This window comes from Streptomyces sp. DSM 118878, from assembly GCF_052936595.1.
Window position 1 is genome coordinate 171,549 of record NZ_CP193622.1, and the last position, 12,789, is coordinate 184,337.

A 12,789-nucleotide genomic window follows, 5' to 3' on the forward strand; every position below is an offset into this window, starting at 1 on the left:
CCGGATTGGGAGACGCCATGGATCTGGACCTGCGCAAATTGCGTTACTTCACCGCCGTGGCCGACCAGTTGCACTTCGGTCACGCCGCCGAAGAGCTACATATCGCGCAGCCGGTGCTCAGTCGGCAGATCCGCGCGCTCGAGCAGGATCTCGGCGCCTCGCTGTTCACCAGGGATCGCCACGGCGTAGCGCTGACCGATGCGGGCCGACAACTGCTGGCCGACGCCGGTCCGCTGCTCGCCTCCGCGCAGGCGGCCCGCCGCCGGGTGACCGTGGCCGCGCGCGGCAGGCAGCGGCTGATGGTCGGCTTCCGGGCAGGCATTGCGGTCATCCCCGCAGCGCGGGCGTTCGAGGCACGGCACCCGGACGTGGTCGTGGACGTGCAGCGGATCGAAGGGGACGAACAGGCCGCGATGCTGCTCGACGGCCGCATCGACGTCGGCTACGTGCGGCTGCCCATTGATGAGGTCGGCCTGCGCGTCACCCCGCTGTACACCGAGCCGCGGGTCGCGGTCCTGCCCGTCGGCCACCGGCTGGCCGGCAAGGCCGAGGTCACCGAGGACGACCTGGCCGGCGAACCGCTGGTCTGGCATGCCGACCCGAGCACGCAGCCCACCAGGCGCCCGCACCCCAACGCCGGGTACCTGGTGCGCGGGGTGGACGAGACGCTCGAGCATGTCGCGGCCGGCCGGGGCATCTCGTTCCTGGCCCGTTCGGCGACCGTGTTCTACTCACATCCGGACATCAGCTACGTACCCATCCCGGGTCTGGCGCCCGACCAGGTGTGCCTCGCGGTGGCGGCATCACGCACCTCGCCATTGGTCGATGACTTCCTCACCGCGGCTCGGGCGACGGCCGAAATCACGGCAGAATGTGGGAACTATGACATGTGGCAGCGTGGAATCGATGCCGCTTCACAGCACGGTTGAGCAGTCCGACTGCCGGCGGCAACGCCGTAGCGGGGCCGGTTCGCCGGACGGGCCCAGCCGTCGAGGCCCGCCAGTGGGGTCGCCGCCCTAGTCCCGAATAGTCCCGACTAGTCCCAACGACACTCTCCCTAGTCCCGGGGACATTCGTACTGCCCATCGGGACCCCAACGGTCCACCGGACCAGAGGCGTTCTGTCCGAACGCGCCGCAGTGCAGGACCAGCCCCTGCCCCTCCCGCGTGTGGTGGAGCATCACGAGCGCCTTGTTCAGAGGCGGGTTGGAGCCGTGCCGCTTCGGTATCCTGATCTCCCCGCTCACGCCTTCGAAGTGAACGCCCTCGTCGAGCTTGGACTTCACTCCCTCCGCGTCCACGGCGTCCACGCTCGTGTACTGCCTGTCCGCCGCCGAGGACAGCACCTTGAGCGCGTCGTGCGCCAGTGCCACATGTCCGTCGTTGATCCAGGGATCGCGGTCCGTATACCGGCGGATGTAGCGCGTGATGAACTCCTTGGCCTGATCGTTCTCGTCCGCGTGCCCGTCCGGCAGCACATGCACGGTGTGGTAGAGCCGCAGCCACTCCTTGTCCAGATACATGCCGCCGAGCGCGGCGTTGGTGAGTTCGTTGCTGCCGATCACCGTCAGAGGTATCCCTGCGCAGCCGGCGTCGGGTCCATAGGCGTTGACGAACTTGGTGAAGCTCTCGACGCGGGACGCCCAGTAGACGACCGTACGGCGGTCCTTCTTGATGACGTCGCACACGTGCTCGGCGGTGTCCTGGGCGGAGATGTCCGCGCCTTGCCCGCCGGGGAACTCCCAGGTCTCGGTCCCCCCACCGAAGTTGCTGACGAACTTCGCGCCCAGTTCGTGGGTGTAGAGATCGTTGGGGTCCTTGATGACCAGGGCGCGCGTGGAGGTGGCACAGTGACCGGGCTGCGTCTCGATGATGTTCCCGTCCCGTGCGAACTGCGCGGCGACGGCTGTCTCGCGGCTGTTGTCCGGAGACATCGGCCGGTAGTACTCACCCGCCTTTTGCATGGCGTCCGCCGTGGCCGTCGTGCCGATCACCGGCACCTTCCCGTTACTGAGGATGCGCGCGGCCTCCTTGGTCAGCTTCCGGCTCTCCCTGAACCCGATCACTCCGACGATCGTCCTGCTGTTCTGCCGTTCCTCGTTCGCCTTGGTGTCCTTGACGACGTCCCTCGCATGCCGGACGACGTTCTTGAACTTCCTTCCGGTGTCGCGGACATCGACGTACAGCCGCACCCGGTCTTCGTCCTGCGACGCCAGACGGTTCAGCTCTTCCTGTGCCAGGAGGATGCCGCGCAGTTCGGGGATCATGCCGTTCATGACCACGTGATCCGGGTCGGGATCCACTCCCGCCCCCAGGTAGACCACCCTGCGCACCGGCTTGTGGAACTTCTTCTCGGCGGTCAGCGCCTTGGCGTTGAGGTCCTTGATCGCGTCGAGGGCCTCGTCGTACTGCTCCTGGGGCGTCTTGCCCTCGTCCGCGGCGGCCTCGGGCACCGTGCGAGGAGCGGCCCGCCCCTGCACGACGTTTCCATCCAGGCATCCCTGGGCCGTCGGCGCGGCGCACCCGCCGGGCACGGTCGTGGCCAGTACCGTCAATAGCACGCCGCCGATCGCCAGTTCGCCGGACAGCTCCGTCCGCGGCCCCCAGCGGAACTTCTTCACGGGGGCCGGATGGAGACGTTCCCCCTGTTCGAGATCGCCGTCGGCGGCGCAGGCCGGCCGCCGCGCCAACACCAGCAGCGGGAGCACAGCACCCCGGCCAGCGACCGCGCCCCGCCCATCGGCCGTGCCTCGACCATCTGCCATGCCCCGACCATCTGCCGTGCCTCGGTCAACGGCCGTCGGCACCAGCCTGTCCGCGGCTTCGTTCAGGTTCCGGCACTTCGGCCAGCCCTCTTCCGCGTAGGCGGCGGCATGTCCCGCTCCGACAAGGAGCAGGGAGGCGCTGCCCGCCTCGGTGCGGACCTTCAGATACGTTTCCAGGAACCGTCGGGTGACCTCCGCACCGGAAGTGCCCTCCCGCGGCAGGTCGAACAGCACCACTCGCCGGGCCCTGCGGCGCCGCGCCCAGGCGCCTGACCAACCTGGCCCGGCTCGGGCGAGGTCTGCCAGCAGGGCGCGGAACAGCAACTCCTCGAAGGTTTCGAGCTGCCCGTCACGACCGCCGCCCTGCAGCGTCAGCAGATTGCTCATCCGCTCGAAGAACCGGCCCGACGAATCGATCCCCCGCCAGGACACGAACCAACTGCGCCTGGACCTGATGAGCCGCCGGCTCCACCAGCTCGCCCAGCACCACCGCGGGAAAGTGTGGAACAACGGCGCGCCCACCACCGGCCACAGTTTGTCCACCCAGCCACCCCACTGTGGGGGTTGTTCCGCACAGCTCAGCCTCGTCAGCGTGCCGAGGAACCCACTCTTGGCGCGCAACGAGTAGACGTGGTCGCGCAGCGGCTTCTCGTCGAGGATGCGCTGACCCGCCTGGGTCTGCTCTGCCCGTCGCGACTCCGTCCGGGCCTCCTCCGACTGGGCCCGCTCCACGAGCTCCTTCATCAGCTGAAAGGTCCGCAGCCGCAGCTTCCCGACCCTGGGAGGACTCGCTCCGTTCAGGCCGTTGCCCGCACGCAGGGTCAAAGAGACCTGCGGTGCCTGATCGGCCGAAGCATCGGGGAGTCCGCGCGTCCTGGCGTACGCGACCAGCTTCTCCTCGTGGCCCAGGATGAAGGCGAACTTGTCCAGGAGCTCATCGGAGAAGCCCTCCTCCCCCGTGTCCAGCAGTATCGCCGGCAGCACCTTGTCCCGCAGGTCCTTCCACTCGGCCCGGGGAGGGACCACCGCCTTCCTGAAGACGGGCAGGAAATCACGTGAACTGGGAAAGGCCGGGAACCTCTCCCCATCCCCTGGCTGCTGGTGCGTGGCTGCACGATGGTTCATGGAAAGCCTCCAGCTCTCCTCATGATCGATGAGTTGCCGGTCGCGGTGCGCTCCGTGCGGCTCGGCGCGGCGACTCGGCGAGGCCGACCGGGGTCAGCGCAGTTCGATACCGCGGGTTTCGGGAAGCCCCAGCAGCGAGACATACGCCAGCGCATAGCCGGCGGCGGCGAAGCCGAGCGCGCCACCGACGCCCCAGCTGTCGGACAGGAACCCCACGAGGGTAGGAAATACCGCTCCGACGGCCCTGCCGGTGTTGTACGTGAACCCCTGACCGGTGCCGCGCACTTCGGTGGGGTAGAGCTCGGCGAGGAAGGCGCCGAAGCTGGAGAAGATCGCCGACATGCAGAACCCGAGCGGGAAGCCGAGCAGCAGGGATGCCTCGTCCCAGTCCGCGGGGACCTGGGAGTAGCAGAGGACGCACAGGGCGGACAGCACGGCGAACGTCTGGATGGTGAGTCGGCGTCCCAGCCGGTCAGCCAGGTGGGCGCCCGTCACGTAACCGGAGAAGGCGCCGATGATCTGCACGACGAGGAATCCACCGACGCCGGTGACCGAGAGACCCCGCTCGTCGTGGAGGTACTTGGGGATCCAGGTCGCCAGCGTGTAGTAGCCGCCCTGCACACCGGTGGAGAGCAGGCCCGCCAGCAGCGTCGTACGCAGCAGCCGCCCCCGGAAGATGTCCGCGAACGATCGCGAGCGCCCGGCGGCCTTCAACCGCTCGCTCGCTGCGGGCGCGTCCTTCACGTTACGCCGGACGTAGAACACGAGCAGCGCGGGCAGTGCGCCGGTGAAGAACAGCACCCGCCATGCGAGGCCGTCATCGACGATGCTGTACACCAGGGTGTAGGAGAGGACCGCCAGACCCCAGCCGACGGCCCAGGCCGACTGGATCCAGCCGAGGGTGCGTCCGCGGTGACGGCTCGCGGCGTACTCGGCCACCAGGACCGCGCCGACCGCCCACTCCCCGCCGAACCCGACCCCTTGCAGGGCCCGGAAGACCAAGAGCGTGCCGAAGTTGGGTGCGAAGCCGCAGGCAACCGTGAAGACGGCGTACACACTCACCGTCCACATCAGCGCGCGTACCCGGCCGACGCGGTCGGCGAGCACTCCGGCCAGGGCCCCACCCACGGCGGACATCAGCAGGGTCACCGTGGCCAGCAGGCCGGTCTGGCCGTTGTCGAGCCCGAAGTAGACGCCGATGGCTGCCAGGCTCAGTGGCAGTACGTAGAAGTCGTACGAGTCCAGGCCGTAGCCGCCGTACGCGCCGAAGAAGGCGCGCCGCCCGTCAGGGCCGAGCTCGTGGAACCAGGCGAACCGACGGCCGTCGTCCGGCGTCTGCCCCCCTTCCCGCGACAGTGTGCTCCACTGATCCGCTGCGGTGACCTGGTCCGGCGTGACGGCCTCGTCCGTGGAGGCGGGCTCGTCCGTGGAAGCTGGCTTGTCCGGCGAAGGAGAACTCATGCTCATGGCCGTGCACCTCTCAAGGGGCTTGTCGGGGCCGCGAGTTGATGCTTCGTCACCGTAGAGGATTGGTGAACAATCCGACAAGAGGATGCGTCATTGTTTCTCGCCAAGGGGTGTCATACGATCACTCCAGAGGCCTCCCTCGAAAAGGAGCACTCATGGGCCGCCAAACGGATCAACTAGCGGGCGACAGATACCTGTTGGGGCGCACAAGCATCTCCGAACGGGTGGCGGATCTACTGCGCATACGCATCGGCGAGGGCCAGTTCAAGCCTGGCGCGAAACTGTCCGAGGACGAGATCGGCACGGCCCTCGACGTCTCCCGCAACACCCTGCGAGAGGCCTTCCGCCTGCTCACCCATGAGCGACTGCTGGTCCACGAACTCAATCGTGGCGTCTTCGTGCGCAGACCCAGCGCCGCGGACGTCGCCGACATCTACCGCGTACGGCTGCTGGTGGAGTGCGCCGTGGTCCGCTCCCTGGGAGAGCCGCCCTATGCCCTGGACGGCTTGGCGGAGGCCGTTGCCGACGGTGAGCGGGCCACCGCCGACCAGGACTGGGACGCGCTGGGCACGGCGAACTTCCACTTCCACCGCGAACTCGTCGCCCTGGCCGGCAGCCCTCGCATAGACGAATGCATGCGTACGGTACTGGCCGAACTCCGGCTGGCCTTCCACGCGTTGAGCGACCCGCAGGCCCTCCACTCCCCCTACCTGGAACGCAACCGCACCCTGCTGAAGACGCTGGAGAGGGGCGACACGGCTCTGGCCGAGCAGCTGCTCGACGACTACCTCTCCCACTCCAGCACCAACCTGACGCGCGCCACGAGCGGCCAGGAGTAGGAGCCTTGCTGCGGGGTCAGGGCCACACCGTCAGTGGGCGCCGCTGAGGCCCTGGGCGAAGCCGCCGTCGACCGGGAACTCGACGTTGGTGCTGAAGGTGGCGTCGGCCGCCAGGAACAGGGCGGCCGCGGCGACCTCTTCGACCGTGCCGTTGCGCTTGAGCGGGGTGGTCTGGCTGCCCTGCTCCTCGAACTCGCGGCGCTCGTCCTCGGTCAGCCCGGCGACGCCCATGGTGGGAGTCTTGATGTAGCCGGGAGCCACGAGGTTCACGCGGATCTGGCGGGGCAGGAACTCGGCCGCCAGGACATGGGCGACCGCACGCACCGCCTCCTTCGAACCGGAGTAGGCGCTCAAGCCGGGGAAGATCAGGTCGTTGGCGACCGTGGTGAAGACGATCGCGCCGCCCTCGTTGAGAAGCGGCGACAGGCTCTGCACGGTGAAGAAGGCACCCTTGGTGTTCACCGCGAACGCCCGGTCCCAGACCTCCTCGGTGACCTCGTCGAGGGTCTGTACCTCCGCGATGCCGTGATTGACGAAGAGATAGTCGACCCGCCCGAGCTTCTCCCGGGCCGTGTCCGCCAGGGCCCGGATGTCGGCCATGCTCGCGGCGTCGGAGCGTACGACGTGCGCGGACTGCGACTTCAGCTCCGTGCGCGCCGACTCGATGTTCTTCTCGTTGCGACCTGTGAGGACCACCTCGGCCCCGCCGTCCAGGAGCGCCTTGACGATGGCCAGGCCCATACCGTGGGTGCCGCCCGTGACGACGGCCTTCTTGCCTGCGAACTTACTCATGATGTCTCCCTGTTACTCACTGTTACTCACAGTTGAGAATGGTGTGCGGGGTATTCGTTACGCCGGTTTTCGCCGGTGGACACAGAGTGCGGGCAAGGCCTTGCAGTCGGCTGTCGGTCCACTTGCGGCGCACTGACACACCCGGCAACGGTCACGGGGCGGCTACCTTGATCTCATGCGCTTCGGGGTACTGGGTCCGCTGGCCATCTGGTCGCCGGACGGTGAACTGGTAGGGGTGCCGCAGGCCAAGGTCCGCTCGTTGCTCGCGGCCCTGCTGACGGCACCGGGGCAGGTGGTCTCCGCCGACCGCCTGGTCGACGAGCTGTGGGCGGGCGCGCCGCCCGCCAACGCCATGGGCGCGCTACAGACTCTGGTGTCGCGATTACGGAAGGTACTCACCCTGGCCCAGAGCCCCGGCCTCCTGACGTACCGTGCCCTGGGATACGTCCTGGAGGTGGCGGACGACGCGGTGGACGCGGGCCGCTTCACCGCACTCACCGCCCAGGCACGTACGGCCCCCGGCCCCCGGGAGCGGGCCGAGCTGTTCACCGAGGCCCTCGGGCTCTGGCGCGGCCCCGCCTTCGCCGGCTTCCAGGACGAGCAGTTCGCCCGCGAAGCCCTCACCCGGCTCGAGGAACAGCGGCTGCTCGCCCTGGAGGAACGGGCCGAAGCCCGCCTCGAGTTGGGCGAGCACAGCCAACTGGCGCCGGAGCTAGGGGAACTGACCGGGCGCCACCCGCTGCGGGAGCGGCTGCGCGGCGCCCATATGCGGGCCCTGTACGGCGCGGGCCGCGCCAGCGAGGCCCTGGACAGCTACCAGGACCTGCGCCGCCGCCTGGACGAGGATCTGGGCCTCGAACCGGCACCCGAACTGGCGGCCCTGCACCAGGAGATCCTGCGGCAGGACCCCGCCCTGCGGGCCGCGCCCGCCCCCGTGGCCACACCGCGGCCACGCACCAACCTGCCCACCCCGCTCACCGGCCTGATCGGCCGCTCCGACGCCGTGGACGCCGTGCGTGACCTGGTGGACTCCGGCCGCCTGGTGACCTTGACCGGACCCGGCGGGGTCGGCAAGACCCGCCTCGCCGTGGAGGTGGCGACCCGCCTGTCCCAGACATACCCGGACGGCGTCTGGCTGGTGGAACTGGCCTCACAGACCTTCCCCGCCGAATCCGGGGCGGCCGCGGGCGACGACCTCGCCGAGATCGTGGCCGCGACGCTCGCGATCCGGGACGACACCGGCCCCGGACCGCTGCCGGGCGGCCTGCCGCGCACGCTGCTCGACCGCCTCACCGACGCCCTGCGCGGCCGTCGCCTCCTCCTCATCCTCGACAACTGCGAGCACGTCGTCGAGGCGGCCGCGGGGCTCGCACAGGCGGTGCTGCGCGGCGCACCGGACATCCACATCCTCGCCACCAGCCAGGAGCCCCTGGACATCGCGGGCGAGCAACTGTGGCAGGTGCACCCGCTCGACCTGCCCGAGGACCCCGATGACTCGGCCGACCTCGCGGTGCTGCGGCGCTCCAGCGCGGTCCAAATGTTCCTGGACCGGGCCGCCGCCGCCTCGCCCGGCTTCGAGCTCACCGACGACAACGCCCGGGCCGTGGCCTCGATCTGCCGCCGTCTCGACGGAATCCCGCTGGCCCTGGAACTGGCCTCCACACGCATACGTGTCCTTGGGGCGCGCGAGCTCGCCAAGCGCCTGGACGACCGGTTCAAGCTCCTGACCGGCGGCCACCGGGGCGCACCGGCGCGGCAGCAGACACTGCGGGCGGTGATCGACTGGAGCTGGGAGCTGCTCACCGCGGCCGAGCAGTCGGTCCTGCGCCGGCTCGCCATCCACTCCGAGGGCTGCACGCTGGACGCCGCCGAGGCCGTCTGCGCGGGCGACGGTGTCAAGCCCGCCGAGGTCCTGGATCTGCTGACCCGCCTGGTGGACCGCTCCCTCGTCCTGGCCGGCCACGAAGCCGACGGGCCCCGCTACCGGCTCCTGGAATCAGTGTCCGCGTACTGCCTCGAACGGCTGCGCGCCACCGAGTACGAGCGGGTGCGGCGCATCCACACGCACTACTACGCGGCCTTCGCCGAGCGGGCCGACCCCTTCCTGCGCGGCGGCGAGCAGCGGCAGTGGCTGCGGCGCCTGGACGCGGAGAGCGCCAACATCCGCGGCGCGCTCGACGCTGCCGCCGCGGACGGCGACGGCACCTTGATGCGGGGCCTGGCGCACTCCATGGTCTGGTACTGGTTCCTGCGCGGCCGTCTCGCCGAGGCCAAGCGTCAGCTGACCGTGGCCCTCGGCCTGCCGGGCGAGGCGGAGCCGACGGCTCAGGGTGACCCGGGCCGCGCGGTGACCGCGGCCTGGCGGGCCGGGGTGGGCCTGCTGTCCGGCGCCCCGGACGCCTCCGCGCGCCGTAGCGCGGCGGTTCTCCGGCTGTACGAGGACATCCGCGACCCGCGCGAGCGGACCAGGGCCGGCTGGTTCCTCGGGTTCGCGGTCACCCGGTTCGGGGACTTCACGGTGGGCGAGGAACTCGTCGACCGGGTGCTCACGGAGTCCCGTGCCCTGGGCGACCCCTGGGGCATCGCCGCGGGACTGAGCACACGGGGCATGCAGACCTACGTGTGCGGCAACCTGACGGCCTCCCGCAGCGACGGCAAGGAGAGCCTCGCGCTGTTCCACGAGGCCGGCGACGGCTGGGGCAGGCTACAGGCGATGTCCGTGCTCGGGCGGCTCGCGGAGATCGAGGGCGACTACCAGGAAGCCGCCCGCCTGCACGAACAAGGGCTGCGCGTCGCCGAGGACCTGGGGCTGTGGACCGACGCGTCGGTACGCTGGTCCGACCTCGGCCGGATCGCCCTGCTGAGCGGGGAGTACGCCCGCGCCGACGAGTTCCACGAGCGCGGCAGGCGCCTCGCGGTCGAACAGGGCGACAAGCCCGCCGAGGAGTACGCCGAACTCGGCCTCGCCCTCGGCGCGCGCCGCCAGGGACGGCTCGACGCCGCCGAGTCGTATCTGCGCACCTGGCTGGCGTGGAACCGGCAGTTCGACGCGGAATACGGGACGGCCCTGATCCTCGCCGAACTCGGCTTCGTCGCCGAGCTGCGCGGGGACGCCGACGCCGCTCTGTCCCTGCACCTGGAAGGCCTCACCGCGGCCCGCGGCACCGGCGATCCACGTGCCCTCGCGCTGGCGGCGGAGGGACTCGCGGGAGCGCGGGCACTGGCAGGGCACGCGGGGCAGGCCGCACGGCTGCTCGGCGCGGCGGCCGCCGCCCGCGCCTCGGTGGGCGCGCCGCTGCCGGCGGGGGAACGCGGCGACGTGGACCGGGTGAGCGCCGCGGTACGCGCGGTACTTGACGAGGCGGACTTCACGGAGGCGTTCGAGCGGGGCGCGGCATCGGACCCACTTCAAGAGGCGCGGTCGCTGCGGGGGGCGTGACGCCGGACCAGGTCGATCTCGTCGAGTCAAGGCTCGTTACGGGGCTTTGAAGTCGGTCACGGCCAGCGCCTTGTCCACCCGAGCGGCGGCCAAGTCGTCGTGGCGGATCACAAAACTCGTGTAGTACTCCTCGTAGACCGGGAGTTCTCTGACGAGTGATATCCATTCGCTCGTCAGCCGGTGCTTCTCCTTCTCCAGGTGGGTAGACCATTTCGCGATCGGGATGGCGGGGATCTCCCCTGCCTTCTCGCGGCCCGCGAGGGTCTGCTCCGCGATGCTGTTGATCACCTCGTCATCGGCATACCCGCCGATAACGATGCCGGCGCCGGACGGCCAGAGGCCGTAGGCCAGATCCCGAAGTTCGTCCAGGTGCGGCAGGTCACGCTCCATGTACCGGACCAACTCCTGCTGGAAGGGCGACATGTCCTCCCAATCGAGATCCTCCCAGTACTCATGCCAGCCCTCGTCCTCGTCGCCCTCCTGGAGCCACAGGGGCAGTTCGGCTCTGAGCTCGGCGTAGACGTCGATCTGCTCGCGAACACACACGGAGCTGGGGGCTTCCGCGACCGCGGTTTCAGTGCCGTCCGGTACATACACGGCTCGCGCGTACCTACCGGAACCGTCCTCATGGTCCATCCCCTGGTCCACGAAGAAGAGCAGCGTCCCGTCCGCCGGCAGGTCGAAGCCGTCGACTCTCGGCAGCGCCCCACAGTCGACGGAAACGAGCAACGGCAGCGGACTGGCCTCGGCAGACGGCCACTTCATGCCTACCGGCAGCCGGGGCAACCCACCGAACTGCCCGACGGGAGAGCCGCCGCCACCCCCGGACAACCCGATCGACAAGCGAAGGTGCCGGCTAAATCTGCTGATCTCGTCGTCCGGGACACCCAGCCCGAGCGCTGCCCGACGAAACTCCGCCCAATGATCCATACCGATGAAGATAAACCCTCCCCAACCCGGCCTCCCCGGTGCCGAGCATGATCGGGTGTTTCATGGTCGTGGTGTCAGCGCGGGGTTTGCCGGTCGTAGTCGCGCTGGCGTGCTTGGATCTCGGGGGCGTTGGCGACGGTCCAGTCGTAGAGATGAGCGAACGGCTCGCGCAGGGATTCACCGAGGGCGGTAAGCGAGTACTCGACGCCGACCGGCGAGGTCGGCAGCACGCGGCGCTCGACCATCCCGTTGCGTTCGAGCCGGCGCAAGGTCTGCGTGAGGACGCGTTGCGTAACGCCATCGAGGCGGCGCTTGATCTCGTTGAACCGGCGTGGTTCGACCAAGACCGCCATCACCATCATCGACCACTTGTCGGCGATCTGATCAAGGATCGGCCTGCTCGGACAGTCGGACCGAAACACCACGTCGTGCTCGGCGATGGCCCGGTAGACGGCCTCAGAAGTGGCCATGGCGGTATCCTCCACGATCCTTAGGATGCCTGAAGTGCGTTATTGACGCAGGTCAAGGGCGGTTTCACAGTAGGTATACCTCAGGAACCAGGGTCCTGCCGGATACCTAGGAGAAAACTCATCATGGGCCACGACGCCTACCAAACCTTGCGGGTCAGCCAGAAGGGCGGAGTCGCGCACGTCACGATCGACAACCCGCCGGTCAACATCATCAGCGTCGCGGTCATGACCGATGTGCGGCGCCTGCTCACCACGCTGGCCGACGACGACACCGTACGCGTGATCGTGTTCGACAGCGCGGACCCGGACTTCTTCCTCGCCCACGTCGACATGACCGCCACCCCGGACGCCCTCGCCGGACTCATGGCCGACCTGCCGGACGGCGTCAACGTCTTCCAGGCCGTCGGGGAGCAGCTGCGCCGTCAGCCTCAGGTGACCATCGTCAAGCTCGCGGGTAAGGCGCGCGGCGGCGGAGCCGAGTTCGTCACGGCCGCGGACATGGCGTTCGCGGCGATCGGCAAGGCCGGGCTCGGCCAGATCGAGGCCCTCATGGGCATCGTCCCCGGCGGCGGCGCCACGCAGTACCTCACCGAGCGCGTCGGCCGTAACCGTGCCTTGGAGATCGTGCTCGGCGCCGACCTGATGGACGCCGAGACCGCCGAGCGGTACGGCTGGGTCAACCGAGCCGTCCCCGCCGACCAGCTCGACGAGTTCGTCGACCGCCTCGCCGGTAACATCGCCGCGTTGCCCGGCAGCGTCCTCGCGGCAGCCAAGCGAGCCATCGTCCTCCGCGATCATTCTGATGGCCTGGCGCGGGAGAACGACGCCTGGGCCGGGCTCATATTCCGCCCCGCCACAGCACAACTCATGGCCGCCGGGCTGGCCAACGGCGCCCAGACCCGGGACGGTGAACAGGACCTCGAGGGTCTGTTCCGCAATCTCCCCGGGTAGCTGAGGTCGGCG

Annotated in this window: 9 protein-coding genes; 4 read left to right on the plus strand and 5 right to left on the minus strand. The window is 69.4% G+C overall.

Annotation, left to right across the window (positions count from 1 at the left end; all coding sequences use genetic code 11):
- Window positions 1-17 precede the first annotated feature (17 nt).
- The gene (locus ACRAKF_RS00695; RefSeq protein ID WP_447034693.1) at window positions 18-929 is read left to right on the plus strand and encodes a LysR family transcriptional regulator; all 912 of its coding nucleotides are present in this window, start codon (window positions 18-20) and stop codon (window positions 927-929) included.
- Window positions 930-1,057: 128 nt separating this feature from the next.
- Here ACRAKF_RS00695 and ACRAKF_RS00700 read toward each other — a convergent pair whose 3' ends face one another.
- The gene (locus tag ACRAKF_RS00700) at window positions 1,058-3,790 is read right to left on the minus strand and encodes a hypothetical protein (protein ID WP_447034694.1); all 2,733 of its coding nucleotides are present in this window, start codon (window positions 3,788-3,790) and stop codon (window positions 1,058-1,060) included.
- Window positions 3,791-3,982: 192 nt separating this feature from the next.
- Window positions 3,983-5,350 carry an MFS transporter gene (locus ACRAKF_RS00705; RefSeq protein WP_447034695.1) on the minus strand — a complete coding sequence of 456 codons (1,368 nt, stop codon included), beginning with the start codon at window positions 5,348-5,350 and terminating at the stop codon, window positions 3,983-3,985.
- A gap of 161 nt (window positions 5,351-5,511) precedes the next feature.
- On the opposite strand from ACRAKF_RS00705, the gene ACRAKF_RS00710 reads away from it, so the two are divergent.
- Window positions 5,512-6,195 (plus strand): GntR family transcriptional regulator, encoded by a 684-nt coding sequence (locus ACRAKF_RS00710; RefSeq protein ID WP_447034696.1) that lies wholly within the window; start codon window positions 5,512-5,514, stop codon window positions 6,193-6,195.
- Between the two features lie 30 nt (window positions 6,196-6,225).
- On the opposite strand, the gene ACRAKF_RS00715 is transcribed toward ACRAKF_RS00710, so the two are convergent.
- Window positions 6,226-6,987, minus strand: a complete 762-nt coding sequence (locus tag ACRAKF_RS00715) for an SDR family oxidoreductase (protein ID WP_447034697.1) — start codon at window positions 6,985-6,987, stop codon at window positions 6,226-6,228.
- Between the two features lie 175 nt (window positions 6,988-7,162).
- On the opposite strand from ACRAKF_RS00715, the gene ACRAKF_RS00720 reads away from it, so the two are divergent.
- Window positions 7,163-10,426, plus strand: coding sequence for a BTAD domain-containing putative transcriptional regulator (locus ACRAKF_RS00720; protein ID WP_447034698.1), 3,264 nt, complete (start codon window positions 7,163-7,165; stop codon window positions 10,424-10,426).
- 36 nt (window positions 10,427-10,462) lie between these two features.
- Here the strand turns inward: ACRAKF_RS00720 and ACRAKF_RS00725 are convergent, their stop codons facing one another.
- Both ACRAKF_RS00725 and ACRAKF_RS00730 read right to left on the minus strand, forming a co-directional pair.
- Entirely contained in the window at window positions 10,463-11,356 is an 894-nt protein-coding gene (locus tag ACRAKF_RS00725; RefSeq protein WP_447034699.1) for a DUF1963 domain-containing protein, read from the minus strand.
- A gap of 74 nt (window positions 11,357-11,430) precedes the next feature.
- Window positions 11,431-11,826 (minus strand): winged helix-turn-helix transcriptional regulator, encoded by a 396-nt coding sequence (locus ACRAKF_RS00730; protein WP_447041733.1) that lies wholly within the window; start codon window positions 11,824-11,826, stop codon window positions 11,431-11,433.
- A gap of 123 nt (window positions 11,827-11,949) precedes the next feature.
- Here ACRAKF_RS00730 and ACRAKF_RS00735 point away from each other — a divergent pair, with 123 nt between their 5' ends.
- Window positions 11,950-12,777, plus strand: a complete 828-nt coding sequence (locus tag ACRAKF_RS00735; protein ID WP_447034700.1) for an enoyl-CoA hydratase/isomerase family protein — start codon at window positions 11,950-11,952, stop codon at window positions 12,775-12,777.
- The last annotated feature ends 12 nt before the right edge of the window (window positions 12,778-12,789 follow it).

Excerpts from the sequence above, each read along its gene's own strand:
- ACRAKF_RS00695 (WP_447034693.1), top strand. The coding sequence starts at position 18 with ATGGATCTGGACCTGCGCAAATTGCGTTACTTCACCGCCGTGGCCGAC.
- ACRAKF_RS00705 (WP_447034695.1), bottom strand. The coding sequence starts at position 5,350 with ATGAGTTCTCCTTCGCCGGACAAGCCAGCTTCCACGGACGAGCCCGCC.
- ACRAKF_RS00710 (WP_447034696.1), top strand. The coding sequence starts at position 5,512 with ATGGGCCGCCAAACGGATCAACTAGCGGGCGACAGATACCTGTTGGGG.
- ACRAKF_RS00715 (WP_447034697.1), bottom strand. The coding sequence starts at position 6,987 with ATGAGTAAGTTCGCAGGCAAGAAGGCCGTCGTCACGGGCGGCACCCAC.
- ACRAKF_RS00720 (WP_447034698.1), top strand. The coding sequence starts at position 7,163 with ATGCGCTTCGGGGTACTGGGTCCGCTGGCCATCTGGTCGCCGGACGGT.
- ACRAKF_RS00725 (WP_447034699.1), bottom strand. The coding sequence starts at position 11,356 with ATGGATCATTGGGCGGAGTTTCGTCGGGCAGCGCTCGGGCTGGGTGTC.
- ACRAKF_RS00730 (WP_447041733.1), bottom strand. The coding sequence starts at position 11,826 with ATGGCCACTTCTGAGGCCGTCTACCGGGCCATCGCCGAGCACGACGTG.
- ACRAKF_RS00735 (WP_447034700.1), top strand. The coding sequence starts at position 11,950 with ATGGGCCACGACGCCTACCAAACCTTGCGGGTCAGCCAGAAGGGCGGA.